Here is a 26246-nt window from a genome sequence, read left to right as displayed (position 1 = left end):
GGCGGGGGCCGGGGGCCGGGGATCGGGGGGGCAGCGGGGGTGGAATGAACCACGCAAGGGCTGCGTTGGCCCAGGTCGGATACCCCCACCCGTATTATTTCGGGCATACCGTCCGACCGAGAACGGAGCCGTCCGTGAACCGCCCCGCCCCAGCCGCCGCCCGTACGCCCGCCGCCGACCCGCCGGACACCGGCGGCACCCGACCCGGGCCGCTCGGCCGCCTCGGGGTGTGGTCCACCCGGAACTTCAAGGCCGTCCTGATCGGCTGGCTGATCGTCGTCATCGGCCTCGGCGCCTTCGCCCCCAAGGTCACCACCGCGCTCTCCGGCGCCGGCTGGCAGGCCGACGGCTCCCAGTCCGTCCAGGTCCGCGAACTCGCCGAACAGCACTTCGCCGGCAACGCCTCCTCCGCGATCCAGATCGTCGTCACCGCCGACCGCCCGGTCACCGACCCCGCCGTCCGGCAGGTCATCACCGAGGCCGCCGACCTCGCCGCCGCCGACCCGCGCGTGTCCACCGTCGTCCAGCCCCAGCCCGGCGCCACCATCAGCCCCGACGGCCGCACCGCCGTCCTGCTCGCCGGCGCCGCCGCCTCGCCCGACGACATGGTCCGCGCCGCCGACGACCTCAAGGAACCCCTGAACGCCCTGTCCACCGACGGCATCGGCGTCCACGCCACCGGCGCCTCCGTCCTGTGGAGCGACTTCAACAAGGCCAACCACGACGCCATGATGAAGTCCGAGTTCATGTCCTGGCCGGTCACCCTCGCCATCCTCGTCCTCGCCTTCGGCTCCCTGGTCGCCGCCGGCCTGCCCCTGCTGCTCACCATGGCCGGCCTCGCGGCCTCCGCCGGCTCCCTCGTGCTGATCAGCCACCTCTTCCCGGTCTCCGTCTGGGCGATGAACTTCGCCATGATGTTCGCCCTCGCCCTGGGCATCGACTACGCGCTCTTCCTCGTCGTGCGCTTCCGCTCCGCCCGCCGCACCGACCGGGCCGACCGGGGCTCGAACCCCGTACGCGCCGTCGCCGAGACCATGGACACCGCCGGCAAGGCCGTCCTGCTCTCCGGCGCCACCGTCCTCGTCAGCCTCTCCGCCGTGATGCTCGTCCCCTCCCCGGCGTTCCGCTCCATGGCCGGCGGCATCATGCTCGCCGTCCTCTTCGTCCTCGCCGCCACCCTCACCCTGCTGCCCGCCGTCCTCGGCAAGCTCGGCCACCGCGTCGACGCCCTCTCCCTGCCCTGGGCCAAGTCCCACACCACCGCCTCCCCGCGCTTCGCCGCCTGGGGCGAACGCCTGTGGAAGCACCCGCTGCGCTACGGCGCCCTCGCCCTCGCCGCCCTGATCGCCCTCGCCGCCCCCGTCATCGGACTGCGCACCGCGATGCCCTCCATCGCCGTCCTGCCCGAGGACGCCAGCGCCCGCGCCGGCTACACCGCCGTCCAGCAGGCCTTCGGCCCCGGCGCCCCCGGCACCCTCCAGATCCTCACCCCCACCGACCGGGCCGCCGACGTCGCCGCCCAGGTCGCCACCACCCCCGGCATCGCCGCCGCCATGCCCGCCCAGGCCGCCGCCGACGGCTCCGCCTGGTCGATGATCCAGGCCGTGCCCACCGTCGACCCCTCCAGCCCCGACCTCTCCCGCACCGTCCACACCCTGCGCGCCGAACTGCCCGCCGACACCCTGGTCGGCGGCGCCGCCGTCGAGAACCTCGACCTCCAGCACCTGCTCACCCAGAAGACCCCGCTGGTCATCGGCGTCGTCATGGTCCTCGGCTTCCTGCTGCTGCTCGCCGCCCTGCGCGCCCCGCTGATCGCCGCCCTCGGCACCGCCGCCAGCCTGCTGTCCACCGGAGCCGCCTTCGGCGTCGCCCGCCTGGTCTTCCAGGACGGCCACGGCGCCGGCCTGCTCGGCTTCACCCCCCAGGGCTTCCTGGACGGCTGGGCACCGGTGTTCTTCTTCGCGATGATCTTCGCCATCGCGATGGACTACACCGTCTTCCTCCTCGCCTCCGCCAAGGAGCACTACGAACGCACCGGCGACCCCCGCGCCGCCATGACCGGCGCCCTCGCCCACTCCGGCCGGGTCGTCTTCGCCGCCGCCGGCGTCATGGTCGCGGTGTTCTTCACCTTCGCCCTGTCCGGCCCGCTGCCGCCCAAGGAGATGGGCATCGTGCTCGGCACCGCCGTCCTGCTGGACGCGGCCCTGGTACGGCTCGTCCTGCTCCCCGTCCTGCTGCGCCTGACCGGGCGCGCCGCCTGGCACACCCCGCGCCTGCTGGACCGGGTACTGCCGCGGATCTCCTTCTCGCACGACTGAGCGGCCCGTTCCGCACGCGCCTGCCCCCGCTCCCGCCCCTCAGCAGACGGTGTCGGAGGCCGGCAGCGCCCCCGTCGACAGGTAGGCGTCCACGGCCGCGTCCGCGCAGGCGCTGTAGGCGTTGAGGTAGAGCGTGTGGACGCGCCCCGGCACGGTCACCAGGCGGGAGCCGGGCAGGCGGTCGTGCAGGGCGAGGGCGCCCCGGTAGGGGGCGTGGGTGTCACCGGTGGCGTGGAGCTGGAGGGCCGGGACGGCGGTGCGGACCTCGACCGGTGCCTCCAGCGGGGCGCCGCGCCAGGAGGCGCACGGGGTGGGGCCGTTGTAGACCGGGCCGAAGACCGGCTCGGCGGCGCGGGAGCGCTCCACGGCCTCGCGGTACCACTGCGCCGAGCGCGGCACCGCCACGTCGTCGCACAGCACCGCGGCCGTGGACGCGAGGCCGGCGCCGCCCTCCGGGCTCGGCAGCAGGAGCATGGCCAGCGCCTCGTGCAGGGCCTCGCCCGCCTGGACCGGCCTGCCGTCGGCGGCGTCCAGCAGCCGGCGCAGCGCGTCCGCGTAGAGGGCGTCGTCGCGGTCGTCGCTCTGGAAGACCGCGAGCAGCACCGGCAGCAGCGCGCCGTCGAGCCGGAACCCGTCGATGGCGATCGGCGCCGCCTCCGCCCGGCGCACCAGGCCCTCGACGGTCGCCCGCACCGCCGCCGGGGTGGCGCCCAGGCGGTAGTCGGCGTCCCGCGCGGCCGCCCAGGCCGCGAAGCCGTCCAGCGCGCGCTCGTTGGCGCCGGCCATGTCCTGGAACAGCCCGATGCCGTAGCGCGCCGGGTCGAGCCCGCTGTCCAGCACCAGCCGGTCGACGCGCTGCGGGAACAGCTGCGCGTACACCGCGCCCAGCAGCGCGCCGTAGGACTGCCCGAAGAACGACGTCCGCTGCTCGCCGAGGGCCGCGCGCAGCACGTCGACGTCCCGGGCGGTGTTGCGGGTGGTCAGGTGCGGCAGCAGGTCCGGGTACTTGCTCCAGCAGGCGTCCGCGTCGGCCTTGGCCAGGCTCCAGGCCTGGTCGAAGCCGGCCCGCCCGGCCCCGGCCGAACGCAGCCAGGTGCCGCGCGTGAGGCCGCAGTCCAGGCCGCCGCCGGCGCCGACCCCGCGCGGGTCCATGCCGACCAGGTCGTAGGCCGCCGCCGCCGCGGGCGCCAGCCGCTCCCGCAGCGCCACCGGCATGTCCAGCCCGCGCTCACCGGGCCCGCCCGGATTGGTCTGGAGGACGCCGCGGCGCTTGGCGGGGTCGGCGGAGCGGATCCGCGAGACGGCCAGCGACAGGGTGCGCCCCCGCGGCTCGCGGTAGTCCAGCGGGACGGTCAGCGCCGCGCACTCGGCGCCGGCGGCGGCCAACTGCGGCTCCTGGCAGGCGGACCAGGCGAGCGGCTGGCGGCGGAAGCGCTCCAGCGGATCGGCGGAGGACTGGGCGGAGGACGAGGCATCGGAGGACTGGGCGGCGGGAGCGGCCGGGGCCGCCGCGGCGAGCGCGGTGGCCGCGGACAGGGCGAGGGCGGCGGCGAGCGCCGATGCGGTCTTCATGAGGGGCAGCCTAGAAGGGAGTTGACGCTTTCCGCCGGGCCGCACCTTCGAACCGCCTTGACCTCAAGCCGACTTGAGATCCTACGGTCGGTCGCGTCCGGAAGACCGCATCGCAAGGAGCACGGGAACGTGACGATCAAGACGTACGCGCCGGAAGTCATCGCCGCCCAGCCCATCGGGGCATGGACCGGCGAGGTCTTCCGCCGCCTGGTGGTCGAGGGCCTGCGACGCCGGCTGGCGGTCGAAGACCTCACCCAGCCGCACTGGTGGACGCTCAACCACGCCGCCGGCCGTCCCGGCGGCTGGACCCGCACCACCCTGACCGAACGGCTCACCCCCTACGACGACCAGGGCACCGCCTACGACACCGTCTTCGACGACCTGATCGCCCGCGGCTGGCTGACCGAGGACACCGACGGCGGCTTCACCCTGACCGAGGCCGGCGAGGCCGGGCGCCTGCGCGCCCGCGAGCGCAACCTGGAGATCACCGAGCGCGCCCACGAGGGCATCGACCCCGCCGAGTTCGTCACCACGGTCAACGTGCTGCGCCGCATGGTCGCGAACCTGGGCGGCAACGGGAACCTCCCCGACTGACGCACCCCTTCGACGGGCCGGGCGCGGCTTCTCGACGGGCCGGGTGGGCCCGGGTGTGGAACGGTGGAAGGCCGGGGGTGTCCCGGTTGCGAGAGGAGTGGCCATGTCGTCGAAGCGCCGCCGCAAGAAGAAGGCCAGGGCCAGGCGCGGGGCCAACCACGGCCGCCGCCCCCAGTGCTGACCTGCGGCCGAACGGGTGAGGGTGCCCGGACGGGCCGCACGGCCGTCCGGGCGCGCCGCGCCCCTGCTCGGAGCCGCCTCGCCGCACCGCTTCGGAGTCGCCTCGCCGCACCGCTTCAGAGCCGTCCGCGCCCCAGGAAGCCGCCGCGCGCCACCCTGTGGTACTGGCAGTAGCCGACCCAGTCCGCGCCGAGGACCAGCTCCAGGACCACGCCCCGCCCGTCCGCCCGGGCCTCGCGCAGCAGTCGCGCCGGGTCCGCGTCCGGCGGGCTCTGCTCCCGGACGTACAGCGGGCTGGTGTACGAGGTCATCGGCATCGGCTCCCGGGGCGGCAGGCCGGGCCGCTCCCAGTGCAGCGTGGCGCCGGGGCTGGACAGGCAGGGGGAGTCCATCCGGAAGCCGTCGGCGCCGATGCCGCCGTCGCGGTACCAGCGCAGCGCGTGGTCGAGGGTGCCGCCCGGGTCCGGTCCCTGGCCGACGGCCCGCCACTCGGCCAGGCCCGCGGCCGCGATCCGGGGCAGGACGTCGAGGACGTCCTCGCGGACGACGAAGAAGGCGCGGGCGTGGATCCGGCAGACCAGCAGGGTGTCCCGGGGGTGGTCGAGGCCATGGAAGCTCGGGCGGGTGGACAGGTCCTGGACCTGGGTCAGCACGTGCTCCACCCCCGGCACCGCCCCCATCGCCTCGACCAGGGTCCGGATTCGTTCCCGCTCCGCCGCCCGGGCGGCCCGCGCCCGCGGCGAGTTGACCAGCCTGACCTTGCGCCGCTCGGTGGGCCAGCGCAGCGCCCGCAGGCCCCGGGCGCCGTCGACGAGCCGGTACAGCGGCATGCCGACGAGGTAGAAGGAGCTCTCGGCCACGTCCTTCAGCAGCTTCTTCACCGGCAGCGGTCCTCTCGCCTCGCGCGCGTTCGCGCCCACACCCTGGCCGGTCGGGGCCCGGCCGCGCAATCCGTCCCGGTACTCAACCGCCCACCGTGTCGGTGCTGTCGCCGATCGCTTCCACCGCGGAGCGCAGGGCCCGCGGCCGGTTGAAGAGGTCGGTGCCGTCCGCCCACTGGTCCACCGCGCCCACCGGCGGCAGGGCGCGCAGCCGCTCGTCCGTGAGGCCGGCCAGCAGCGCCCGCGCGAAGCGCTCGGCGTGCAGCACCAGGTAGGGGCGGCCGTGGTACGGGCGGCGCGTCGCGGCCAGGGGCGCGGTCAGGCCGAGCGCGTTGTGCCGGCGGGCCACCGCCTCGTAGGCCTCGCACAAGTACCGTTCCCGCTCCGGGAGTTCGCGTGCCGCCAGGGCGCCCCGGAGCAGCGGGCCGAGTTCGGCGGCGGCCTGGGTGCGGGCGAACGCGCTGCCCAGCCACTTGCCGTACGGGGCGTAGCGGCGCTCCGTCAGCAGGCACAGCCGCATCAGGTCGCGGACCAGGCGGGCGGCGGTCACGGCCGAGCCCAGGTCGTCGCCGGCCTCCGCGCAGCGGCCGACGAACGCCTCCTCCTGGGAGACGCGCTGCCACTGGCAGGCGAGCAGGTAGCGCCACACCTGGTCGGGGTACCAGGCCAGGCGCCGGCGCGCGGCGGTCAGCTCCCCGGGGCCGTCGTGGAACACCGCCCCGGCGGTCACCTCCAGCAGCCGCTGCTGGGGCAGGGCCAGCCAGTCGAGCACGTCCGGCTCCGGGGCGAGGGCCGCCGGGCCCAGCCGCCCGGCCAGCCAGGACGGCAGGTCGTGCACCTCGACGCGGTGGTCCACCGGGCCGTCGGTCCACGCCAGGTGGCGCACCGGGTCGTCCGGGTCCGGGCCGCGCCGGACGTGCGTGGGCACGCCGCGCACCTGCTTGGGCAGGCGGTGCGCCAGCAGCTCGCGCAGGCGGGGCCCGTGGCGGGCGGCGTCGGCGGGGGAGAGGAACAGCTCCAGGCGCGGGCCCCAGTCGTGGTCGGCGGAGCGCGCGGTGTCGAAGCACAGCACCTCGGAGCCGGCGCCCACGCGCGCCGCCGCGTACGGCAGGTGCGGGAACTCCCGCGCCAGCAGCGGCCGTACGGCCTCCTCGTGGAGCAGGCGGGCCAGTTCCAGCCCGGGAGTGAACGCGGCGTCGGCGGTGTCGGGAGTCCTCATTGCGCCCACTGTGCCGGTGGGCGGGGCTGTCGGCCAGCGGATTCCTTTCGGGGTCGGGTATCCCGGGTGCCCCGGGTGCCCCGGGTGGCCGAGGCGAGGTCGCCGTTCCGGTCGTCGTGCGGTTGCCGGGCGCCACCGGGCCCGGAAGGCTGGGGGCACCAAGGGGGAGCACCCGGAAGATCAGGAGTCCCCGCGCATGTCCCCGAAGACCGTCGCCGTCGCCGTCGCGGCCCTGGCCGGCACCCTCGTCCTCGCGCACTTCGCCTACGCCGGCGCGCCCGTCACCCTGAACATGGCCACCGGCAGCGCCGACTGCACGGTGCTGTGGACGAAGGACGGCGTCGCCTTCAAACCCCTCACCCCCGGCAGCAACGCCACGGCCTTCCGGGACGCGGACGCCACCGGCACGGTCACCATCGACCTCACCGCCGTCGGCAACCCCGTCACCCTGGCGAACTCCGTCTACATCCGGACGGCGGCCAAGGGGGGATTCACCCTGACCGACGCCGCCGGCCACTACGTGCAGGTCTCGAACCTGGAGGGCAGCCTCTCCGGCGACAGCACGTTCGTCGTGCAGACCAGCAGCGACCCGGCGGGCACCCGCCTGCCCGTGTACAACATCCCGGCCCGGCCGCAGATCAGCCCCGACGTGCAGTCCGTGGTCCCGCCCCGGGTCGACCTGGCGCTCTCCGACATCCGGATGCGCGTGCTGCCGGAGTTCGCGAACGTCATGAACGCCACGTTCGGCGACAACAGCATCCAGCCCGGGGAGCTGCTGGGCACCTGCACCGCGCAGACCACCTCCTGACCCCGGGCAGGGCCTACGTCTCCGGACCGTTACGCCGCCCAGGCACCGGGGTCTACCGTCGGCGCCGTGGATACGACAGGGATTCTGGACGAAGCGCTCCAGCGGCTGCACGGCTCGGGGCCCGAGCGGCTCGGGCGGCTCACCAACCACGCGCCGATGGCCGTCGAGGCCCTCGCCGCCCACGGGCAGGCCCGCTCGGTGCACCGCTGGCTCGACCGGTACGCGCACAAGCTGGAGGACTTCCCGGCCCGCGCCGAGCCGGTCACCGACGCCAACTGGCCTGCTGCGCTGGGCGATCCGCGCCGCCTCGCCGACTGGATCGGCTACTTCGGGCGCGAGGTCGCCGACCGCCCCTGGCGCGAGGTGCTCACCCGGTGGTGGCCCCGGCTGCTGCCCGGCCTGTACGGCGGCTCGACGCACCCGGTGATCCGGGTGGGCCACGCGGTGCGCACCCTGCTGTCCGGCCCGCCCACCGCACCCCGGCTGGCGGAACTCGCCCACGGCCTCGGCTACTGGGCGGCCCGCCACCGGCCCCTCGCCCCGCTCGCGCCCCTGCCCGGCGCCGAGCGTGCGGGCGCCGCCCTCGACGCGGTGCCGGCCATCGCCGCCCGGGACGGCGGCTTCCCGGCCCGCTTGGAGCGCGTCACGGCCCTGCCGGTGTGGGCCGGGGCCGTGACACGGCCCCGGGAGGCGCACGACCGGCTCACCGAACTGGTGCGGGCGGCGACCCACCGGTACGCCGCCTACGGCCACGGCGAGGAGACGATGCTGGTCCACGCGGCCACGGCGCCCAACGCCGTCCTGCGCGCCCTGCCCGCACTCCCGCACGCCCTGTGGCCGCCGAGCCTGCGGGCGGCCTGGACGGCCTCGGCGGCCGTGACCGCGATGTACGCGCCGGCCGCGCCGGTGGTCCACGCACCGCGTGCCGTGCCCACCCCCGAGGAGGTGTTCGAGCGGGCGCTGGCGCACGGCGACGAACACGTCATCAAACTGACGGACACGGCGCTGGACGTCGGCGACGCACCGGCGCTGGCGGCGGCGCTGCGCGCGATGGAGCTGAGCGCCCGCCCGGCGTGAGGAGTTGCTCCACCGACCCGTCGTCACAACCGCCCGGGTCGAACGTGTACACCGAAGGCGCCAACTCCCCGACGCCGCATGCTCCGACGCGAAGGAGTCCCGACCATGCGGAAGCTCATCATCGACCTGGTAGAGCGCACCGTCGCCACCTACTCGGTGGCGTTCCTCGGCCTGCTGCTCGCCGACAAGTTCGACCTGACGTCCTTCACCGCCATCAAGGCGGCGGCAGTCGCCTCGCTGCCCGCCGCCCTGACCGTGGTCAAGGGCGCGGTCTCCACCCTCGTCGGCGACCCGAAGTCCGCCGCCTTCCTGTCGGGCCCCCGCGACTGACCGGCTGACCGGAAGGACGCGTACGTGCCGGCGCCACGAGGCCGCTCCTGTGGCCTCGTGGCGCCGCCGTCAGGTACGGGCCGCGGCCACCGCGTCCGTGTACAGCTCGGCCGTCAGGTCGCCCTCGCCGATCCCGAGGCCGGCCGGCAGGGCCCGGACCGCGCAACCGGCGGTCCGGGCCTGCGGTTCGGGACGGAAGAATCAGACGTCGCCGAACTCGCCGGAGCGGATGGCAGCAACGAAGCTCGACCAGGCATCGACCGGGAAGGCGAGAGCGGGGCCCTCGGGGTCCTTCGAGTCGCGGACGGGAGCCAGCCCGGGGACACCGGCAGCGACCTCGACGCAGTCGCCGCCGTTGTTGGAGTACGAGGACTTGGCCCAGGAGGCGCTGGACAGGTCTACGTGGTCGGTCATGACGGGAGTTCCTTTCGGGCCCTGCGGATCTTCTCCTGGGAAGCGGCCTTCGGCAGCGCTTCCACCAGTAGCTGATCGTAGTCACTCTCCCATCCCGCAACCGTTGCGCGTGACCGTTCCAGGTGGCCCCTCGCGGTCGACTCCGCATACCCCACGACCGTGTGGTCCGGGAGAGTCAACAGAACGACCGGCAGTGTGAAGGAGAGATTCTCGCCCATGCTGAACGGGGCGATCTGAATGGTGATGTTCGGGCGCTGGGACAAGCTCTCAAGGTGTCGTAGCTGCTCAGCCATGACTCGAGGGCCACCAACGGGGCGCAGCAGCACTCCTTCCTCGATCACCACGTGAAGTGTCGGGGGGTTCTTCTGGCTGAGGATTTCCTGTCGAAGTGCCAGGTAGTCGGTGCGCTCGTCCGCCTCGGTTGGAGTGATCGCGCCACGTCGGACAGCTGCCTGCGCCAGCGCCCTTGCGTATGCAGGGGTCTGGAGAAGGCCGGGAACGATGACCAGGCCGACCGTACGCAGCCGTCGGCACCGGGCTTCGGCATCAGCGAACTCGGCGAATCCCTCAAGGAGGGCCGCCCGGCTGAATCGCCGCCACAACTCGAAGAATCGTTGGCCCGATCCGAACACCTCATCGGCCTTAACAGCGAAGGGGCGTGTTGGTGAGCGTTTCCCGTTCTCGACATATGAGATGTGTGCGCCCGAGTACCCCAGCTGCTTGGCTGCCTCGGTCTGTGACCACCGCTTTGCCCGACGCGACCTGCGAAGTTCTTGGCCGAAGCGGATCTGCGGCGATGCCTGGGCGTCAACAACGGCTTCAGTCATGACCCTTCGACTCCTTCACATGACATTGCTGTCAAGAGTAAGACGCTGGAAATCGTAGCGGCATTCACGCCACCATGGCTACGCCTGGTGATTCGCCGGAAACACAGCGCAACCTATGGAGGCCTCATGTCTGACGTGTGGAATCCCGAGTGGCGGCCCCGTTCGCGCTCAAGTCGCGCTGACTCGGCAGCTGGGTGGCACCGGATCAGGCGCGTGCAGCCTGATGCCGCGCTCCGTTCGTATGTCCTCCTCTGCCCCTCTGAGGTCCCCCCATGCTCACCTCCCGTCGCCCCCGTATGTTCGTCGCGCGTCTCGACTCCTGCGTCGAATCCGCACCCCTGGCCCGCTACATGCTCCGCGCCTACCTGTCCGGCCTCCCCGCCGGCGAGCGTTACGCCGAGACCGCCGAACTCCTCCTGTGCGAGCTCTTCGCCAACGCCGTCCAGTACTCCAACGCGCCCGACGACCAGCCCATCGAGATCCGCTTCGCGCTCGTCAACTCCCGCCTGCGCCTCGAAGTCCACGACACCGGGAGCGGCCTCCCCGCCCTCCGCACCGCCGCTCCGGACGACGAACACGGGCGCGGCCTGTTCCTCGTCAACGAACTCGCCGAACGCTGGGGCTGCTGCCCCCGCCCCGGCAGTCCCGGCAAGTTCGTCTGGGCCCTCATCGCCCCCGCCCCCACCCCCGTCCTCGTCACCGCCTGAAAGCCGAACCCCACCCATGCACCTCGCCACCCTCGCCCGCCACACCCTCTCGCGCGGCGCCACCCCCGCCGCCACCTACGCCCTCCTCGCCCGACTCGGCCACCAGCCCCTGCCCTGCGCCCAGGCCGTCTGCGTCGCCCTCGCCATCCCCGCAGCCGAAACCACCCGCCGCCTCGCCGAATGCCACGACGCCCTCCTCGCCGACCCCCGCCCCAACTCCGAGGCCGACACCGGCGAAGTCCTCGAAGCCCTCGGCGTCTTCGACGTCCCCAAGCAGCTCACCCCCACCGAGCGCACCGTCGTCGCCCACTTCCTGACAGCCATCGACGCCATGGGCGGCATCCGCCCCGGCCACCAGCACGGCCTCCAGCGCTGGTTCACCACCGGCAACCTCACCGCCGCCTACCTCTCCCTCGCCGCCACCCACCCCCTGCCCCGCACCGGAAACCCCACCACCTACTGGACCACCCTCGTCCAGGTCGGCGAACTCCTCACCACCACACCCAACCCCGACCCCCGCATCCGCTACGCCCTCACCCACTGCCGCACCCAAACCACCCGCACCTGAGCCCTGCGTGGGAAGTCGGCCCGGCCGACTTCCCACGCGAGGGCACCCGGGGGAGGGCTCAGCGCTTCAGGATGAAGGTGAAGTCGTCGCTGAGCCTGCCGTCCAGCCGGACCGCCGACACGAGCCGGCCCTGCGCGAGGAGCCGCTCGACCTCGCCGCGCGACAGGCCGCAGGCCTCGGCGATCAGCCGCACCGGGCGGACGGGGACGGGGGCCGCGAAGCGGACCGAGACATCGAGCACCTCGCGGTCCAGGAGGTTCGAGCCGCCGATGTCCAGGCGCCAGGCGCCGTCCCAGTCGAGGGCGACGCGGCCCCGCCGCAGCACCGCCGGGTCCCGGAGCAACTCGGCCGTCAGGCCCGGGTCGTTGGCGTGCAGCCGGTCGAGCAGATCGGGCCGCACGGAGCGCACCCGCGCCCGCTCCAGGACGGTGAGCTTGGCGGTCCGCCCGCACCCGGTGCAGAGCACCAGCAGCCAGACGTCGATCAGCTTGTGGTTGGCGTTGACACGGAACTTGCCGCTCGCCCGGAAGCGTTCGGACGCGCACGTGTGGCAGCGCCGTCGGACAAGGGGCAGGCAGGTGGGCATGACCACCCAGGTTTCGAGCACAGGGGTACACCGTTTCCAGTGAGAAGTCCGCAGCGGAAAGGAGCGCGGCGCACAGGCGCGACGCGCGACAGATCAGCGATCGGGAGGTCTCACACGGTGTACAACGGGATTCCCTTGGCTAGGCGGCCTGGCAGGACGGCACGGTAACCCCGCGCGCGGCCGCCCTGCCACCGGTTTTCCGCGGCGGCGGACGCAACGCAGAGAGACCGCTCGGGCCACCAACGGGCCGGGCGGTCTCTGCTGTCCGGACGGGCCCATGCGCCAACACGGCCCGCTGCCGATGATCCCGAATTGTTTGGAGTGAACAGCGCCCCGGGTTCCGGACCCGACAGGTCCGGGTGACGCCGCTCCAAATCGTCACATCCCGCCAGGAGGGCTCACAAGGGCGCGCTGCACAAAGGCGCATCAAAATCCGGTTTCAGTTCGTTGAACTGTGCGTCTCTGCTAGGGCGTTCGCAAAATTGCGGGCAGGGGGCGGGACTCTGGCGCATCAATCCGCGCGATGTTCACCGAACCGATTGGGATTCACCCGTACGCCTGACAGAGTGTGATGCCACCGGACACACAGTGCGACGCCAACCGCACAAGTGCCCGCCAGTTGGAGTGGACAGTGATATGGAGGGTTCCTCGATGACGAGGAAGCGAAACAAGCACCCGCACACCCGTGACCGCGCCCGCTGCGCGACGGCGGACGGCCCGCTCGGCGCGACGGCCGTGGTCGTGGTCGTCGTCGTGGTCGTCCTGACGGTCGCGCTGGCCGCCGCCCTGGTGGCGACCGGCATGTCGGCCGGAGCCGCGCTCGAACTGGCCACGGGCGGCTGCCTGCTGGCCCTCAGGCTCCGACGGGGGCGGGCCTAGGAAGAACGTCTGCCTGCGATGGGACGCCGAGAGAAGCCGGTCGAGGCGGCCGAGCCGGCGCTGCGCCGGCTGGCCGAATGGCTGCGCGAGCAGCGCAAGGAGGCGAAGCTGACGTACCGTCAGCTGGCCGATCGGACCAACTACCACCCCACCACCCTGCAACGGGCCGCCGCCGGGCGCTCCGTGCCGAGCTGGAAGGTCGTCGAGGCCGTCGTCCGCGAATGCGGCGGCGACCTCAAGACGGCCCGCCGCAAGTGGTCCCAGGCCAACTACTGGGCCCACGTCCCGCATCCGTCGAGGACCCGGCGGCTGCGCGCACCCCGACGGGTCGACCCCGAACAGGTCGACTCCTTCGCCGACCTGCGCCGCGCGATGCACGAGATGCGCCGCAAGGCCGACTGGCCCTCCCTGAGGGAACTGGACCGCCGGGCCCGCGACCGGGGCGAACGACTGCCCTCCAGCACCCTGGCCCTGGTCCTCAAGGGCGAGGCCCCGCTGCGCAAACCCGTGTTCCTCGCCTACATGGACGTCTGCGGGGTCAAGGAGGCCCGCCGCGCCCTGTGGGCGGCCGCCTGGGACCGGACGAACAACGCCAGGTCCCCGATCCCGGTCAACTCCCGTACGTACCACAGTGAGTTCGTCCGGGCCATGCAGTCCTCCAGCGCGGGCACCCCGACGGACACCCTGTTCCGGCTGTGGATGACCCTGCGCACCAACCTGGCCGCCGAACGGGACGAAGGGTCCGCCCACCCCGCCGCGGCGGGCCGCGAAGGCACCGACGACAACCCGTCGATGCTCGTGTGACCGGGTCCGCGGGCGGGGCGCGCCACCCGCACCCCGCCCGCGGACCAGCACCCACCCGCGCCACCCCGGGACACCACCATGCCGACACCGCCGCACCATCCCCCCGTCCCCGCGCCCGCCCTGGGCCTGTGGGCGCTGCACGACCTCCACCGGCGCCACTACCTCGACTACGCCGCGCTGCTCCTGCCGCCCGCCGACGCGCCACGGGCCGTGCGCGACGCCTTCGAGGAACTCGGCGGCCACTGGCTCGACGCCCTGGCCACCGCCAGCCCGACGGCCTGCGCCTGGCAGGCGGTCAGCCACCGGGTCCGCGCCCTGGCCGGCCCGCGCCCGTTCCATTCCGTCGCCCACCTCACCGCTGCCCAGCAGGACGTCCTGCTGCTGCACCTGGTCCTGGACCTGTCCGCCGCCGAGGTCGCCGCCCTCACCGGCACCGAGCCCGCCGCCGTCCACGTCCAGCTCCGCTCCCTGGCCGCCGCCCGGCGCTGACCGCCACCGCCGACCGCCACCGCCGACCGCCCGGCCCCTGGGGAGGGACCGGGCGGCCGCGCCGGGGGAGTGTCAGTTGGCCAGGGTGTTCAGGTGCATGTCGCCGTTGGGCATCCCGGTGGCGGCGACGGCGTTCACCTTGCCGCTGCCGTCCGCGATCGCCGTGCCCTGCCAAGTACCGTTGGAGAAGCGGACGTTGTCGTACACGTTGCCGTTGCTCAGGGTGACCAGGTGCAGGTCGCCGTTGGGCAGCGCGGTGACCGTGGCCTGGCCCACCGCGCCGCCGGCGTCGGCGAGCGCCGCGCCCTGCCAGCTGCCGTTGGCGAAGCGGACGTTGTCGTACACGTAGCGGTCGCTGACGGTCTCCAGGTGCATGTCGCCGTTGGGCATGCCGGCGGCGGCGATCGAGGTGATGTAGCCGCTGCCGTCGGCGAGCGCCGTGCCCTGCCAGTTCCCGTTGGCGAAGCGGACGTTGTCGTACACCTTGCCGGCGCTCAGGGTGACCAGGTGCATGTCCCCGTTGGGCATCGCGGCGAGCGCGGCCTGGGAGACCTTGCCGCCCGCGTCGGCGAGCGCCGCGCCCTGCCAGCTGCCGTTGGCGAAGCGGACGTTGTCGTACACGTTGCCGTTGGACACCGTCTCCAGGCGCATGTCGCCGTTGGGCATGCCGACGGCCGCGATCGAGGTGATGTAGCCGCTGCCGTCGGCGAGCGCCGTGCCCTGCCAGCTGCCGTTGGCGAAGCGGACGTTGTCGTACACCTTGCCGCTGCTCAGGGTCACGACGTGCAGGTCGCCGTTGGGCATGGCCGCGGTGACGACCTGGGACACGTCCGCGCCGGCGTCGGCGAGCGCCACGCCCTGCCAGTTCCCGTTGGCGAAGCGGACGTTGTCGTACACGTGGTTCGGCGCGACCGGGGTGGGGGCGGTCGTGGTGCCGCCGGTGTCGGTGCCGCCGATCGGCGACACGTAGCCGCTGATGCGCTGGCCGCCCCAGCTGTAGCCGATCGCCGAGCTGTGGGTCGCGGACTGCCTGACCTTGGAGGTGGCGGACCAGTTGCCGCTGACCCCGCCCTCGTTGCCGCCGATGGTGGTGATCGTGCCGTTGCCGACGGCCGTCACGATCGCCACGTGGTCGGCGTAGCCGTTGTAGTTGTAGTTGTACAGGACCGCGTCGCCGGCCTGCGGGGTGCTGTGCAGCCCGCCGTTGTAGGTGCCGAAGCTGCCGGCCGCCGGGGTGAGGCCGCGCACGTCCACGCCGTTCTGCGCCCAGACCCACTTGGCGAAGTCCGCGCACCAGGCTTCGGGGCTGCCGCCGTTGCCGGTGCAGCTGCTGTAGTAGGCGCCGCCGCCCGCGGTGTTGGTCGAGCAGGCGCCCTTGCCCAGGTTGGCCTGGGCGGTGGCGGCGATCGAGGTGCCGACGCTGGCGGAGGCGGGGGATGCGCCCAGGGCGAGGCTGAGCGGCAGGAAGGCGGTGGCGGTGGTGAGCGCGGCGGTACGACGAATACTGGTCGTGGACATGACAGATCTCCAGAGCTGTTCGTGGGTGTCGGAAGAGTTCGGGGTACGGCACGGGAGGCGCAGGTCACGCGTCGGCGTGAGGCGCCGTGGGCCGAGGGGCCAAGGGGCTTGAAGGCCGAGGGGGCCGAGGGGTGCGGAGGATCAAGGGGGCCGGCGGCCCTCAGGCGCCGCGGGCGATGCGCGGCGGGAGGGCCCGGCCCGGCCGGGCGGCTGCCCTGCAGGAGCGGCCGATCGGCGGGGTGTCCGTGGGGCGGGGTGTCCGTGGGGCGGGCGATCAGCCCCAGATCATGTCGTCGGCCGGACCGGTGGCGGCGACGGTGGTGGTGACGGAGGCCGGCTGGGCCGGGGCGGCCTGGGCGGCGACGGCCGGAGCCAGCGCGGCGAGGGCGAGGGCGGTGACCGCGGCGGCCTTGGCGGTGACGGTGCGAAGCATGACGGTGTCTCCTTCTCGGATGTGGCGCACGGATGGTTCCTCCGGTGTCGGCGTCCCGCGGTGACGCTCTCTCCGGTCTGCTGCCGGTCGGTGTTCCCTGCCGGCGACAACAAGCTTCGTCGCCCGCCGCGACCGGCGGAAGGGCTGTCAGGTGGACGGAATCGCCCCTGGACCGTTCCGGCCAGAAGGCCCCGGACCCGAGGGGCCGGTGGGACCGTCGGGGCCGAACGGGTCGGCGGGACCGTCGGGTTCGGCGGGACCGGAGGGCTCGGAGGGCTCGGACAGCAGGCGCTCGTAGTACGGCGCGATCAGCGGCACCGCGATCCCCGCCAAGCTCCAGCCCGTGAACTGCGGTTCGACGGCCAGCGCGTGGCAGCAGAACGCGGCGGCGCGGCGCTCGGCCTCGGCCAGCGAGTCGGCGACGAGGAAGACCCCGAGCACCGGATGCGGAACCGCGCCCCGGTGGACGGCGAGGTGTTCGACCCCGTCCTCGGGGCGGGCGGCGGCCAGGAGGAGATCGCGGGCGCCGTACGGCAGCACCCGACCCGGCGCGTCGGGTCGAAGGGCGGTGTGGACGAGGTACATGCACCGAGCCTGCCGGACCCGGGCCCGGGGCCCACAGGGGGGCCGGATGGACTGTCCCGTCCGTGGCCGGAATCGGCCACAAGGCCGATGGTCTCCTCCCGGAGGGCTGTGAAATGATCACGCGCGGATCGAACACGAGTTCATCATGGGGTGGGGACATGCTCACAACACTGGGACTGGACAGGGTTTCCGAAGCGGTCTACCGGGCGATGCTCGCCCACCCGCAGGACGGCACGGCGGCCCTCCGCGCACGCCTCGGGCTGTCCGAAGGGCAGATCAGACAAGCCCTGGACACGCTCAGCGAACTCGCCCTGCTGTGCCCGTCCGCGCACCGCGAGGGCGAACTGCGCGCCGTCTCCCCGGAAGTCGGGATGGAAATCCTGATGGCACGTCAGCAGGCCGAACTCGCCGCACAGCAACAGCGCATCGAGGCCTCCCGGGCGGCCGCCGCCCAACTCATCGCCGAGTACGCCGACCTGCGCCCGTCCGCCGACCAGCCCGGCGTCGAGCAGCTGACCGGACTCGACCAGATCCGGGACCGGCTCGCCACCCTCACCCGGGACGTCCGCGAGGAGGTCATGACCTTCGCGCCGGACGGCGGCCAGAAACCCGAGAACATCGAGGCGGCCAAGCCCCTCAACCTCGACCTGCTGGAACGCGGCATCCGGATGCGCACCGTCTACCTGGACAGCGTCCGCAACAGCCAGCACACCGTCGAGTACGTCAACTGGCTGGTCTCCCACGGCGGCCAGGTCCGCACCGCGCCCGCGCTGCCGACCCGGATGATCGTGATCGACCGCGCCACCGCCGTCATCCCCATCCGCAGCGACGACACCGCCACCGGCGCCGTCGTCCTCACCGGCCAGGGCATGCTGGCCGCGCTGTGCGCGCTGTTCGAGACCGTCTGGACGGGCGCCCAGCCCTTCGGCGCCACCGCCCGCCTCAACGAACACGGACTCAGCGCCCAGGAACAGACCGCCGTCGCCCTGCTCGCGGACGGCCACACCGACGACGCCATCGCCAAACGCCTGGGCGTCTCACCCCGCACCGCCCGCCGCATCGCCACCGACCTGATGGAACGCCTCGACGCCCGCAGCCGCTTCCAGGCCGGCGTCCGGGCGGCCCAGGCGGGCTGGCTCGCCCGCTGAGGTCCGGCTCGTTCGCTGAGCGCCGGCTCGCCCGCCGATGTCCCGCTCGTCCGCCAAGGTCCCGCTCACTCGCTGCGGGCCGGCGCGGCGGGCGGGCTAAAGTCCCAGGTGAGAACCGTCGCGCCCGAGGAGACCCCGCCATGCCGACCGACCCCGCCGCCACCGCGACCCCCGCCCCCGCCTCCACCGCGCACCCGCACGCCGCGCGCCTCGGCCTGGGCACCGCGGCCGTCGGCCGGCCCGGCTACATCAACCTCGGACGCGACACCGACCTGCCCGCCGAACGCACCGTCGAGGCCCTGCGCCGACGCACCCACGCCCTGCTCGACGCCGCGTACGCCGCCGGCGTGCGCTACCTCGACACCGCCCGCTCCTACGGCCGCGCCGAGGAGTTCCTCGGCCAGTGGCTCGCCGCCCACCCCGAGGCCGCGGCCCAGGTGACGGTCGGCAGCAAGTGGGGCTACACCTACACCGCCCACTGGCAGACCAGCGGAGTGGCCGCCCACGAGGTCAAGGAACACTCGACCGCCGTCTACGACCGCCAGATCCGCGAGACCCGCACCCACCTCGGCGACCACCTCGACGTCTACCTGATCCACTCCGTCACCCCCGACAGCCCCGCCCTCACCGACCCCGCCCTGCGCGAACGCCTCGCCGCCCTCGCCGCCGAAGGCGTCCGGATCGGCCTGTCCACCAGCGGCCCCGCCCAGGCCGACACCATCCGCCGCGCCCTCGCCGTCACCACGGCCGGCCGCCCCCTGTTCACCGCCGTCCAGTCCACCTGGAACCTGCTGGAGACCTCCGCCGCCCCCGCCCTCGCCGAAGCCCACGAGGCCGGATGGCTCGTCGTGGTCAAGGAGGCCATGGCCAACGGCCGCCTGGCCGGCCGCAACGCCACCGGCCCCGGCACCGCCGCGCTGCGCGCCCTCGCCGCCCGCACCGCCACCACCCCCGACGCCCTCGCCCTGGCCGTGGCCGCCGCCCAGCCCTGGGCCGACGTCGTGCTGTCCGGCGCGGCCACCCTCGACCAGCTCGCCTCCAACCTCACCGCCGCCGGCCTGGGCCCGGCCCCCGAGGACCTGGCCGCCCTCGACGCCCTGGCCGAGCCCGCCGAGGCGTACTGGGCGACGCGGGCGGGGCTGCCCTGGTCCTGACGGCCCGCCGGGGGCGGGGGCGCCACCCGGCCCTGTCGGTGCCCGCCCCTACGGTGAGCCGCATGACCGAGCCCCTGGACCTCGCCGCCGCCCTCGACGCCCTGACCCTCCCCCTGCCGCCCGGCCGCCTGGCCTGCGGGGACGACGACGGAAAGGGGCCGGTGCTGTGGATCAGCGACGGCCCCGCCCCCGCCGGCCTGTGGGCGCGGCTGCACCGCGCCCACCCGGCCAGCGGCCTGTGGCCGCTGCTGCTCACCCCGCTGGACCACGGCGACCCCGACTACCGGCCCTGGCTGTCCGGCGAGCTCTACCCGGGCGACGCCTCCACGCCCGACCTCCACGACCCCGCCGCCCTGCTGAACACCTGGTGGAAGCAGAGCGCCGAGGACGAGGACGAGGACGGCGAGGACGGCGAGGACGGCGACGGCGAGGGCGGCGACGGCGAGGGCGACGGCGGCGCGCCGAGCGAGGACGCCGAGATCCTCGACGAGTCCCTCGCCCCCTACGGCCGCGCCTTCCCCGGCACCGCCCGCGCCGCCACCCTCCCCGACGGCGCCGCCGGCCGCGAGGCCCGCGGGCTGGCCGACGTGCTGGGGTCCTTCAAGGACGTGCGCCTCGGCCTGGTCCGCGCCGACAGCGGCGCCCACGCCCTCGCGGCGTGCGGCTGGGGCGGCCCCGTGAACCACGAGAACGACACCGCCAAGATCGCCGCCGTGCTCGCCGACTGGGAACGCCGCTTCGGCGCCCAGATCGTCGAAGTCGGCTTCGCCACCCTGGAGTTGAGCGTCCCCGTGCCGCCCGCCACCCTCGCCGAGGCGCTCCCGCTGGCCGCCGAGCACACCGCCTTCTGCCCCGACCTGGTCTTCCAGGGCGCCGGCACCCTCACCGCGTACGCCGAGCAGCTGGTGGGCACCCACCAGTGGTCCTTCTGGTGGGACTGACCGGCCCGCCCGGGACCGGCCGCCGGCCGGCAGGGCGACCCCCGCCGGCCGGCCGACGGTGTGGCATGCTGCGCCGGGCCCCGAACCGGGCCCGAGCACGGACCGCCCCCAGGAGCACCCGAGGAGCACCCCCTGAACACCGCCTGGGTCGAAGTCCTGTCCGCGGGCCTGCTGGCGCTCGTCCTGGTGTGCGCCGTCGTCCGGCCGTGGGGCTGGCCGGAGGCCGCCGCCGCCGTCCCGGCCGCCGCCCTGCTGGTGGCCACCGGCGCCGTCCCCCCGGCCCACGCGACGGCCGAGGCCGCCCGGCTCGGGCCGGTGATCGGCTTCCTGGCCGCCGTCCTGGTGCTGGCCAAACTCTGCGACGACGAGGGGCTGTTCCGCGCCTGCGGCGCCTGGATGGCCCGCAGCGCCGCCGGGCGCCCGCGCAGACTGCTGGTCCAGGTGTTCACCGTCGCCGCCGTGGTCACCGCGGTGCTCAGCCTGGACGCCACCGTCGTGCTGTTCACCCCGGTCGTCCTGGCCACCGCCGCCCGCCTGGGCGCCCGCCCCGCACCGCACCTGTACGCCTGCGCCCACCTGTCCAACACGGCCTCGCTGCTGCTGCCGGTCTCCAACCTGACCAACCTGCTCGCCTTCACCGCCAGCGGCCTGAGCTTCGGCCGCTTCGCCGCCCTGATGACACTGCCGTGGCTGGCCGCCGTCGGCGTCGAGTACCTGGTGCTGCGCCGCTTCTTCTCCGCCGACCTGGACGCCGCCACGGCCGGGGCACCCGAGGACGGGCCCGCCCCCGCCATGCCGGTGTTCGCCCTGGCCCGGGGTCACGCCACCGCCGCCACGGTGGTGCGCTCGGCCGCCCTGCCGTTCCTGGCGTTCGTCCTGGCCCTGGGCATCGTGGTGCGCGCGGTCGTCGACAACGGCCTGGCCGCAGGCCTGGCCCACCTCGTCCCCTCCGGCACGGCGCTGCCCGCGCTGCTCGCCACCGCCGTGCTGGCCGCCGTCCTCGCCAACGTCATCAACAACCTGCCCGCCACCCTCGCCCTGGTGCCGCTGGCCGCCCCGGCGGGCCCCGGTGCCGTCCTCGCGGTCCTGCTCGGGGTGAACATCGGCCCCAACCTCAGCTACGCCGGCTCGCTGGCCACCCTGCTGTGGCGCGGCATCGTCCGCGACCGCGGAGTACCGGTCGACCTGCGCCAGTTCACCCGCCTGGGCCTGCTCACCGTCCCCGCCGCCCTCACCGCCGCCGTCCTGGCCCTGTGGGGCTCGCTGCGCCTGATCGGCACCTGACCGGGGCCGGGATCCGAGGCTGCGCGGAGCGGGAAGTCGATGGGCCGACTTCCTGTGGTGCGTGCCGAGGCGTGTGCGGAGGTTGGCTCAGTACTCGGAGCTGGGGGCCGCCGTGGCCGGGCCGAGGTCCGGCTCGTCGCGCAGCTCCACGGCCGTGCCGTGGTGTTCGAGTTCCAGCACGACCAGTTCGTTGGCCCCGGCGCGCCAGAGCGGGGCGGGGGCGTAGAGGGTGCGCTGGGGGCCGGCGGCGCAGTGGCGGCCGAGGAGGAAGCCGTTGAGCCACAGCAGGCCGCGGCCCCAGCCGGGCAGGGCGAGGAACGCGTCGGCGGGGGAGGGGAGTTCGGCGGTGAAGCGGTGGAAGGCCGGTTCCCCGGCGCGGGCCTGTTCCTCGTCGGTGAAGCGCAGCGCGGTGAGGTCGGTCAGGGGCAGCGGGCGGATCTGCCAGTCGAAGAGCCGCTGGTGGCCGTGCGAGACGCCGCGGGTGATGCCCTTGCGGTCGTCCATCTGCGGGCCGTAGTTCACCCGGCCCAGCGCCTCGACCAGGATGTCCAGGACGACCCCGTCGGTCCCGGTGGCCAGTGGCAGTGCCGCGCCGGGGGAGTTGCGGTCCAGCACCCCGAGCGGGCGCCCGTCCGCGAACACCTGCGCGCGGTCGGCCAACCCGTCGATGCGCAAGGGAAGTTCGGGGCGCGGGCCGGGGACGCGGGTGCGGTAGTGGATCAGGCCGCGGTCCTGGCCGACCTGTTCCATCGGCAGCGGCGCGGCGTGGCGCCGCACCCGGGACAGTGCGTCCAGGGCCCCCGCCAGGGTCGCCCGGCCGTGCGCGGGCTCCAGGCGCCGGGAGGCCACCCGCGGTGGCGGGGTGGGCAGTTCGCACTCCGGCAGCGGCAGGTAGCGGCCGATGACCTCGCGCAGGGCGTGGAACTTGGCGGTGAGTTCGCCGGCCTCGCCGATCGGCGCGTCGTAGTCGTAGCTGGTGACGGTCGGCTCGTAGCCGGCGTCCAGCGGGTGGGTGCCGTAGTGGTTGGCGCCGGCCCACAGGCCGAAGCTGGTGCCGCCGTGAGCCATGTAGAGGCTGACGGAGGCGCCGGTGGCGAGGAGTTCGTCGAGGGAGGCGGCGGTCTCCTTCGGGTCGCGGACGTGGTGGGGCAGGCCCCACTGGTCGAACCAGCCGATCCAGAACTCCATGGCGGTCAGCGGGCCTTCGCCCTGGTGGCGGCGGAGCACCGCCAGGCGTTCGGGGGCGCGCGAGCCGAAGGTGGCGGTGGCGAGGTGGCCGGGGATGGCGCCGCCCTGCTGCATGGTGTCGTGGGCGCCGTCGGTGGTGAACAGCAGGCAGTCCACGCCGCGCCGCACCAGGCCGTCGCGCAGGTGGGCGAGGTAGGCGGCGTCGTCGCCGTAGCTGCCGTACTCGTTCTCCACCTGCATCGCCACCACCGGGCCGCCCCGGCTCGCCAGCAGCGGCAGCAGCTCGGGCACCACCGCGTCGAACCAGCCGTCCACCTCGGCCAGGTACGCCGGGTCGGCGCAGCGCAGCCGCAGCCCGTCCACCGCCAGCAGCCGGGCGGGCAGCCCGCCGAGGTCCCACTCCGCGCAGATGTACGGGCCGGGGCGCAGGATGACGTCCAGCCCCAGGCCGCCGGCCAGCCGCGCGAAGCGCGCCACGTCCCGCCAGCCGGTGAAGTCGACGGTGCCGTCGGGCAGTTCGTGGAAGTTCCACGGCACGTAGGTGTCGACGGTGTTCACCCCGAGCGCCCGCACCCGCCGCAGCCGGTCCTCCCACAGCCCGGGGTGGATCCGGAAGTAGTGCACCGCCCCGGCCACCACCCGGTGCGGGGCCCCGTCCCGGACGAACCCGTCCGCGTCGTACCCGAGCATGCGCGCACCCGCCTTCGAACCGGAGACCCTGGCCGTGCCGAGCGTACGGCCTGTCGGCGAGGAACGGGCCGCGCGGGCCGAACGCGGCGGCGGGTGTCGTCGACGCGGTCCGGGCAGCGGCGCGATACCCCGGCCGGCTACGGCCGCGCGCGCTCGCGCCACCAGGCGACCGTGGCCCGGACCTGCTCCTCCAGGGGCGTGGCCCGCACCGTGAACGCCGCCTCGTAGGCGGAGCAGTCCACCACGAACGGCCGGTCGAACTGGTAGCGCACCTCCCGCAGTTCGCGCAGCAGCGGCGGGGCCGTGGGCACGTGCCAGGCCCGGCCCCAGGCCCGTTCGTCGTCCGCGACCTCGGCCATCGCCCGGGCCACGTCCGGCAGGTAGGTCCAGCTGTGGGGGGCGTCCGGGTCGCCGAGCACCGCGACCGGGCGGCCCTTGAGCAGCTTGGGCATCACCCGCGCGGCCAGGTGGCCGCCGTCGGTGACGCCGGGGCCGAAGAAGTCCGCGGCCCGCACCTCCACGGCCCGGATCCGCCCGGCCTCGTGCAGCTCCCGCGCCCGCTCCCAGGCCGCCGCCCGCACCCGTCCCTTGGGGCCGGTCGCGGTGAGCGGCAGGTCCTCGGTCATCGCCCCGGTCACCGGCCCGTAGCCGTACAGGTTGCCGAGCATGACCAGCACCGCGCCGCTCTCCTCGGCCGCCGCGCACAGCGAGGCCGTCAGCCCCGGCCGCAGTCGCCGGGCGCAACGCGCCGCCGGCCGGGGACGTATGAGGGAGCTGCGCATAATCGGTGCGGTAATCGTAAAAGTGGATCTATGCTGTCGGTCGTTCATGATCGTCTCGCGCGAAGCAGGTCTTCTCTCGATGAAGCTCCCCCGGGTGTCCGCCGTCGTCGCGGCCGCCGTCCTGGCCCCCGTCGTCCTCTTCCCCTCCTCGGCCTCGGCCGCCGACGCCCCGAAGCCGACCGGCATCTCCGGCCCCGACACCGGGTCCGACTCCGCCAAGGACACCGCCCCGCAGGACGCCACCCCGCAGGACACCGCCTCCAAGGGCGCTGGCGCCAAGGACACCACCCCCGAGGGCGCCGACGACCAGGAGCAGCGCGACCGCGCCGAGGTCGAGCGCATCCTCGCGAACTCGCCCGCGGAATCCTGGTGCAGGGTGCACGAGGGCGCTGCGAAGGCCCTCAAGGGCACCGCCGCCGACCTGCGCCACTTCCTGGAGTCCGAGCTCGACGGCCTCCAGAAGTCGGACAACCGGCTGCTGGTCGCCCGCCTCCGCAACGGCGCCGGCCCGGTCCTCGACGCGGCCGCCCGGGCCGCCATCAACGCCGGCGACGACGCCATCGCCGAGTTCCTGAAGACCGGCCAGTACACCGCCCGCGCCGAGGACGAGGACCGCGCCAGGATCGAGGCCATCCTCGCCGACCCGAAGACCGGCCGCGGCGTGCGCGAGGGCGCCGAGAAGGCCCTCAAGGGCACCGCCGCCGACCTGCGGCACTTCCTGGAGGTCAGCCTGCCCCGGCTGCGCGCCGACGACAACCGGGTCAAGCTCTCCCAGCTCATGTCCTCCGGCGGCCCGGCCGTGCGCGAGGCGGCCGGCAAGGCACTGGACGCCGGCACCGACGAGGCCGTCGAGGAGTTCCTCGACAGTGGCTTCGCCAAGGCCCAGGCCCAGGACAACCGGGTCAAGGTCTCGCAGATCGCCGAGACCGGCGGCCCGGCGGTGAAGAAGGCCGCGCTGGCCGCCCTGGAGGGCAGCGACGCGGACATCACCGCGTTCCTGAACGAGGGCTGGGCCAAGGCCCGCGCCGAGGACGAGGCCGCGACCACCACGCCCGGCAGCGGTAACGGCAGTGGCAGTGGCAGTGGCACCGGCAACGGCAGTGGCGGCGGTAACGGCAACGCCGGTACGGGCAACGGCAGCGACAACGGCGCCGGTTCGGGCACCGGCACGGACGGTTCCGGGCAGCAGCCGCAGCCCGTCCAGCCCGCCGGCTACACCGGGACCACCGGCACCGCCACCACCACGACCGCCACGGGCACCGGCACCGGCACGCTCGCCGCCACCGGCACCGACGGCCTCGGCTGGGAGGCCGGCGGCGCTGCCGCGGCCCTCGCCGCGGGCGCGGCACTGGTCGTGGCCGCCCGCCGCCGCTCCACCGAGAGCTGACGGACCCTCCCCTCGCGTCCCCGGCCGCCCACCCCGGCGGCCGGGGACGCGGCGTCAGTCGCCGCCCCCGGTGTCCCAGCCGCCATTGCCGATCCGGCGCGGCCGGTGGCGCTCGGCCCGTGTTGGGTTACCGCGACGAGTTTGGCGGTGGGAGCCGTCAGCCACCGCCCGCGACCAACTCAGTTCGCCGGCGCGGCGCGGTTCGGTCAGCAACACCTGGTGGAGGCGGTCCCGGACTCCGGCCTCGTGCCGGCTCCGCACGGCGCCATCCGCAGCTGGACGTGGCCATCACTCCACGGGCCTCTCCTGTAGTTCCAAGCCCGCTTCCTCGTCCTTGTCGTGCAGGAAACGCGGTTCGGAGACGGACCGAAGGCCTACATCGCTGATCGGCCATTCGTCGAACCCGTCGCGCAGCAACCTGAGTAGAAACTCCGCCATCCCGTACGGGTACACGGACCAGGCCGCATGGAATCGGGAGTAGACGGCCACGGGCCACTGGTCTGGATTCTCGTCAGAGGTGACCCAGCAGAGGAAGTCCTCTGCCGTGAATCCCCAGAGGAGCATGTCCTCGAGACGGTGCAGGCCGACCTGGTCCGAATCCCTCCAGTCTCCCGCACTCCCATCAGCCAGCATGCCGGCGGGAAGTGTCGACACGAAATTCCCGGCGAGCTCGGCAGTCGTGGTGGCAGGTGCTTGAACGTACAACGCTTGCTCGACCGAACCGCACCCGAAGGCGGTCATGAACTCCTGATAGTCGGAGGGGAGCCGCCGCCCGTACGTGGTCTCCACGGCCTCCCAGTCGACGACGTCCCCGCAAGTAGGCCCGAAACACGACAGAAGATTTGTCAGTTCGAACATGATTTCCTACCCTTCCATGAGTTTT

The 26246-nt window shown here is 74.0% G+C and carries 27 protein-coding genes and 1 pseudogene; 15 read left to right on the top strand and 13 right to left on the bottom strand.

Annotated features, from left to right (window positions below):
- The first annotated feature begins 134 nt into the window (after positions 1-134).
- On the top strand, positions 135-2318 hold the full coding sequence (locus tag ACFRAR_RS19785; RefSeq protein ID WP_380699404.1) for an MMPL family transporter: 2184 nt from the start codon (positions 135-137) through the stop codon (positions 2316-2318).
- Positions 2319-2357: 39 nt separating this feature from the next.
- Here the strand turns inward: ACFRAR_RS19785 and ACFRAR_RS19780 are convergent, their stop codons facing one another.
- The gene (locus ACFRAR_RS19780) at positions 2358-3890 is read right to left on the bottom strand and encodes an alpha/beta hydrolase (protein WP_380699403.1); all 1533 of its coding nucleotides are present in this window, start codon (positions 3888-3890) and stop codon (positions 2358-2360) included.
- Positions 3891-4019: 129 nt separating this feature from the next.
- Here ACFRAR_RS19780 and ACFRAR_RS19775 point away from each other — a divergent pair, with 129 nt between their 5' ends.
- Positions 4020-4484, top strand: a complete 465-nt coding sequence (locus tag ACFRAR_RS19775) for a MarR family transcriptional regulator (protein ID WP_380699402.1) — start codon at positions 4020-4022, stop codon at positions 4482-4484.
- Positions 4485-4780: 296 nt separating this feature from the next.
- On the opposite strand, the gene ACFRAR_RS19770 is transcribed toward ACFRAR_RS19775, so the two are convergent.
- Positions 4781-5545: a hypothetical protein gene (locus ACFRAR_RS19770; protein WP_380699401.1), complete on the bottom strand. Its 765-nt coding sequence runs from the start codon at positions 5543-5545 to the stop codon at positions 4781-4783.
- 82 nt (positions 5546-5627) lie between these two features.
- A complete protein-coding gene (locus ACFRAR_RS19765; RefSeq protein ID WP_380699400.1) occupies positions 5628-6764 on the bottom strand; it encodes a DUF4037 domain-containing protein in 1137 nt (378 codons plus the stop codon).
- A 196-nt stretch (positions 6765-6960) separates the two neighbouring features.
- Here ACFRAR_RS19765 and ACFRAR_RS19760 point away from each other — a divergent pair, with 196 nt between their 5' ends.
- The 3 genes from ACFRAR_RS19760 (at position 6961) to ACFRAR_RS19750 (ending at position 8979) form a co-directional block, all read left to right on the top strand.
- Entirely contained in the window at positions 6961-7572 is a 612-nt protein-coding gene (locus tag ACFRAR_RS19760; protein WP_380699399.1) for a hypothetical protein, read from the top strand.
- A gap of 66 nt (positions 7573-7638) precedes the next feature.
- Positions 7639-8649: a questin oxidase family protein gene (locus ACFRAR_RS19755; protein WP_380699398.1), complete on the top strand. Its 1011-nt coding sequence runs from the start codon at positions 7639-7641 to the stop codon at positions 8647-8649.
- A gap of 105 nt (positions 8650-8754) precedes the next feature.
- Positions 8755-8979, top strand: a complete 225-nt coding sequence (locus tag ACFRAR_RS19750; RefSeq protein WP_380699397.1) for a holin — start codon at positions 8755-8757, stop codon at positions 8977-8979.
- A gap of 201 nt (positions 8980-9180) precedes the next feature.
- Here the strand turns inward: ACFRAR_RS19750 and ACFRAR_RS19745 are convergent, their stop codons facing one another.
- From ACFRAR_RS19745 to ACFRAR_RS19735, 3 genes and pseudogenes are all read right to left on the bottom strand, one after another.
- Positions 9181-9393 carry a DUF397 domain-containing protein gene (locus ACFRAR_RS19745; RefSeq protein ID WP_380699396.1) on the bottom strand — a complete coding sequence of 71 codons (213 nt, stop codon included), beginning with the start codon at positions 9391-9393 and terminating at the stop codon, positions 9181-9183.
- On the bottom strand, positions 9390-10025 hold the full coding sequence (locus ACFRAR_RS19740; RefSeq protein ID WP_380699417.1) for a DUF5753 domain-containing protein: 636 nt from the start codon (positions 10023-10025) through the stop codon (positions 9390-9392). The genes ACFRAR_RS19745 and ACFRAR_RS19740 overlap by 4 nt, the downstream gene beginning before the upstream one ends.
- A 48-nt stretch (positions 10026-10073) precedes the next feature.
- Positions 10074-10220, bottom strand: a pseudogene (locus ACFRAR_RS19735) (helix-turn-helix domain-containing protein); the annotation flags it as partial.
- Between the two features lie 272 nt (positions 10221-10492).
- Here ACFRAR_RS19735 and ACFRAR_RS19730 point away from each other — a divergent pair.
- Together ACFRAR_RS19730 and ACFRAR_RS19725 are read left to right on the top strand one after the other, a co-directional pair.
- Positions 10493-10927: an ATP-binding protein gene (locus ACFRAR_RS19730; protein ID WP_380699395.1), complete on the top strand. Its 435-nt coding sequence runs from the start codon at positions 10493-10495 to the stop codon at positions 10925-10927.
- Between the two features lie 16 nt (positions 10928-10943).
- On the top strand, positions 10944-11495 hold the full coding sequence (locus ACFRAR_RS19725; protein ID WP_380699394.1) for a hypothetical protein: 552 nt from the start codon (positions 10944-10946) through the stop codon (positions 11493-11495).
- Positions 11496-11553: 58 nt separating this feature from the next.
- On the opposite strand, the gene ACFRAR_RS19720 is transcribed toward ACFRAR_RS19725, so the two are convergent.
- Positions 11554-12102, bottom strand: coding sequence for a DUF1062 domain-containing protein (locus tag ACFRAR_RS19720; RefSeq protein WP_380699393.1), 549 nt, complete (start codon positions 12100-12102; stop codon positions 11554-11556).
- 630 nt (positions 12103-12732) lie between these two features.
- Here ACFRAR_RS19720 and ACFRAR_RS19715 point away from each other — a divergent pair.
- From ACFRAR_RS19715 to ACFRAR_RS19705, 3 genes are all read left to right on the top strand, one after another.
- Entirely contained in the window at positions 12733-12960 is a 228-nt protein-coding gene (locus tag ACFRAR_RS19715; RefSeq protein ID WP_380699392.1) for a hypothetical protein, read from the top strand.
- Positions 12961-12978: 18 nt separating this feature from the next.
- Positions 12979-13764 carry a helix-turn-helix domain-containing protein gene (locus tag ACFRAR_RS19710; RefSeq protein WP_380699391.1) on the top strand — a complete coding sequence of 262 codons (786 nt, stop codon included), beginning with the start codon at positions 12979-12981 and terminating at the stop codon, positions 13762-13764.
- 78 nt (positions 13765-13842) lie between these two features.
- Positions 13843-14253, top strand: a complete 411-nt coding sequence (locus ACFRAR_RS19705) for a sigma factor-like helix-turn-helix DNA-binding protein (protein WP_380699390.1) — start codon at positions 13843-13845, stop codon at positions 14251-14253.
- Between the two features lie 72 nt (positions 14254-14325).
- On the opposite strand, the gene ACFRAR_RS19700 is transcribed toward ACFRAR_RS19705, so the two are convergent.
- From ACFRAR_RS19700 to ACFRAR_RS19690, 3 genes are all read right to left on the bottom strand, one after another.
- Positions 14326-15771 (bottom strand): CHAP domain-containing protein, encoded by a 1446-nt coding sequence (locus ACFRAR_RS19700; protein WP_380699389.1) that lies wholly within the window; start codon positions 15769-15771, stop codon positions 14326-14328.
- 274 nt (positions 15772-16045) lie between these two features.
- Positions 16046-16204, bottom strand: coding sequence for a hypothetical protein (locus ACFRAR_RS19695; protein WP_380699388.1), 159 nt, complete (start codon positions 16202-16204; stop codon positions 16046-16048).
- A 147-nt stretch (positions 16205-16351) separates the two neighbouring features.
- Complete coding sequence (locus ACFRAR_RS19690) at positions 16352-16789, bottom strand: hypothetical protein (protein ID WP_380699387.1); 438 nt, start codon at positions 16787-16789, stop codon at positions 16352-16354.
- A gap of 158 nt (positions 16790-16947) precedes the next feature.
- Here ACFRAR_RS19690 and ACFRAR_RS19685 point away from each other — a divergent pair, with 158 nt between their 5' ends.
- The 4 genes from ACFRAR_RS19685 (at position 16948) to ACFRAR_RS19670 (ending at position 21316) form a co-directional block, all read left to right on the top strand.
- Positions 16948-17937 carry a helix-turn-helix domain-containing protein gene (locus tag ACFRAR_RS19685; RefSeq protein ID WP_380699386.1) on the top strand — a complete coding sequence of 330 codons (990 nt, stop codon included), beginning with the start codon at positions 16948-16950 and terminating at the stop codon, positions 17935-17937.
- Between the two features lie 140 nt (positions 17938-18077).
- Positions 18078-19091 carry an aldo/keto reductase gene (locus tag ACFRAR_RS19680; RefSeq protein WP_380699385.1) on the top strand — a complete coding sequence of 338 codons (1014 nt, stop codon included), beginning with the start codon at positions 18078-18080 and terminating at the stop codon, positions 19089-19091.
- Between the two features lie 62 nt (positions 19092-19153).
- Positions 19154-20032 carry a DUF4253 domain-containing protein gene (locus ACFRAR_RS19675; protein WP_380699384.1) on the top strand — a complete coding sequence of 293 codons (879 nt, stop codon included), beginning with the start codon at positions 19154-19156 and terminating at the stop codon, positions 20030-20032.
- A gap of 132 nt (positions 20033-20164) precedes the next feature.
- Positions 20165-21316 (top strand): SLC13 family permease, encoded by a 1152-nt coding sequence (locus ACFRAR_RS19670; RefSeq protein ID WP_380699416.1) that lies wholly within the window; start codon positions 20165-20167, stop codon positions 21314-21316.
- Between the two features lie 87 nt (positions 21317-21403).
- Here the strand turns inward: ACFRAR_RS19670 and ACFRAR_RS19665 are convergent, their stop codons facing one another.
- The gene (locus ACFRAR_RS19665) at positions 21404-23194 is read right to left on the bottom strand and encodes a beta-galactosidase family protein (protein WP_380699383.1); all 1791 of its coding nucleotides are present in this window, start codon (positions 23192-23194) and stop codon (positions 21404-21406) included.
- Positions 23195-23331: 137 nt separating this feature from the next.
- Positions 23332-23976 (bottom strand): NAD-dependent epimerase/dehydratase family protein, encoded by a 645-nt coding sequence (locus tag ACFRAR_RS19660; protein WP_380699382.1) that lies wholly within the window; start codon positions 23974-23976, stop codon positions 23332-23334.
- A gap of 79 nt (positions 23977-24055) precedes the next feature.
- On the opposite strand from ACFRAR_RS19660, the gene ACFRAR_RS19655 reads away from it, so the two are divergent.
- Positions 24056-25363, top strand: a complete 1308-nt coding sequence (locus tag ACFRAR_RS19655) for an ALF repeat-containing protein (protein ID WP_380699381.1) — start codon at positions 24056-24058, stop codon at positions 25361-25363.
- A 288-nt stretch (positions 25364-25651) separates the two neighbouring features.
- Here ACFRAR_RS19655 and ACFRAR_RS19650 read toward each other — a convergent pair whose 3' ends face one another.
- Positions 25652-26221, bottom strand: a complete 570-nt coding sequence (locus tag ACFRAR_RS19650; RefSeq protein WP_380699380.1) for a hypothetical protein — start codon at positions 26219-26221, stop codon at positions 25652-25654.
- Positions 26222-26246 lie beyond the last annotated feature (25 nt).

Origin of the sequence: Kitasatospora sp. NPDC056651 (assembly GCF_042792155.1) — a bacterium.
GTDB lineage: Bacteria > Actinomycetota > Actinomycetes > Streptomycetales > Streptomycetaceae > Kitasatospora.
The sequence above is the reverse complement of the archived record's forward strand: the minus strand, read 5'-3'. Positions and strand labels throughout refer to the sequence as shown.

Coding starts and splice junctions, on each gene's coding strand:
- ACFRAR_RS19780 (WP_380699403.1), bottom strand. CDS start 3,890: ATGAAGACCGCATCGGCGCTCGCCGCCGCCCTCGCCCTGTCCGCGGCC.
- ACFRAR_RS19765 (WP_380699400.1), bottom strand. CDS start 6,764: ATGAGGACTCCCGACACCGCCGACGCCGCGTTCACTCCCGGGCTGGAA.
- ACFRAR_RS19760 (WP_380699399.1), top strand. CDS start 6,961: ATGTCCCCGAAGACCGTCGCCGTCGCCGTCGCGGCCCTGGCCGGCACC.
- ACFRAR_RS19750 (WP_380699397.1), top strand. CDS start 8,755: ATGCGGAAGCTCATCATCGACCTGGTAGAGCGCACCGTCGCCACCTAC.
- ACFRAR_RS19745 (WP_380699396.1), bottom strand. CDS start 9,393: ATGACCGACCACGTAGACCTGTCCAGCGCCTCCTGGGCCAAGTCCTCG.
- ACFRAR_RS19730 (WP_380699395.1), top strand. CDS start 10,493: ATGCTCACCTCCCGTCGCCCCCGTATGTTCGTCGCGCGTCTCGACTCC.
- ACFRAR_RS19725 (WP_380699394.1), top strand. CDS start 10,944: ATGCACCTCGCCACCCTCGCCCGCCACACCCTCTCGCGCGGCGCCACC.
- ACFRAR_RS19715 (WP_380699392.1), top strand. CDS start 12,733: ATGACGAGGAAGCGAAACAAGCACCCGCACACCCGTGACCGCGCCCGC.
- ACFRAR_RS19710 (WP_380699391.1), top strand. CDS start 12,979: ATGGGACGCCGAGAGAAGCCGGTCGAGGCGGCCGAGCCGGCGCTGCGC.
- ACFRAR_RS19705 (WP_380699390.1), top strand. CDS start 13,843: ATGCCGACACCGCCGCACCATCCCCCCGTCCCCGCGCCCGCCCTGGGC.
- ACFRAR_RS19700 (WP_380699389.1), bottom strand. CDS start 15,771: ATGTCCACGACCAGTATTCGTCGTACCGCCGCGCTCACCACCGCCACC.
- ACFRAR_RS19695 (WP_380699388.1), bottom strand. CDS start 16,204: ATGCTTCGCACCGTCACCGCCAAGGCCGCCGCGGTCACCGCCCTCGCC.
- ACFRAR_RS19690 (WP_380699387.1), bottom strand. CDS start 16,789: ATGTACCTCGTCCACACCGCCCTTCGACCCGACGCGCCGGGTCGGGTG.
- ACFRAR_RS19685 (WP_380699386.1), top strand. CDS start 16,948: ATGCTCACAACACTGGGACTGGACAGGGTTTCCGAAGCGGTCTACCGG.
- ACFRAR_RS19680 (WP_380699385.1), top strand. CDS start 18,078: ATGCCGACCGACCCCGCCGCCACCGCGACCCCCGCCCCCGCCTCCACC.
- ACFRAR_RS19675 (WP_380699384.1), top strand. CDS start 19,154: ATGACCGAGCCCCTGGACCTCGCCGCCGCCCTCGACGCCCTGACCCTC.
- ACFRAR_RS19665 (WP_380699383.1), bottom strand. CDS start 23,194: ATGCTCGGGTACGACGCGGACGGGTTCGTCCGGGACGGGGCCCCGCAC.
- ACFRAR_RS19660 (WP_380699382.1), bottom strand. CDS start 23,976: ATGCGCAGCTCCCTCATACGTCCCCGGCCGGCGGCGCGTTGCGCCCGG.
- ACFRAR_RS19655 (WP_380699381.1), top strand. CDS start 24,056: ATGAAGCTCCCCCGGGTGTCCGCCGTCGTCGCGGCCGCCGTCCTGGCC.
- ACFRAR_RS19650 (WP_380699380.1), bottom strand. CDS start 26,221: ATGTTCGAACTGACAAATCTTCTGTCGTGTTTCGGGCCTACTTGCGGG.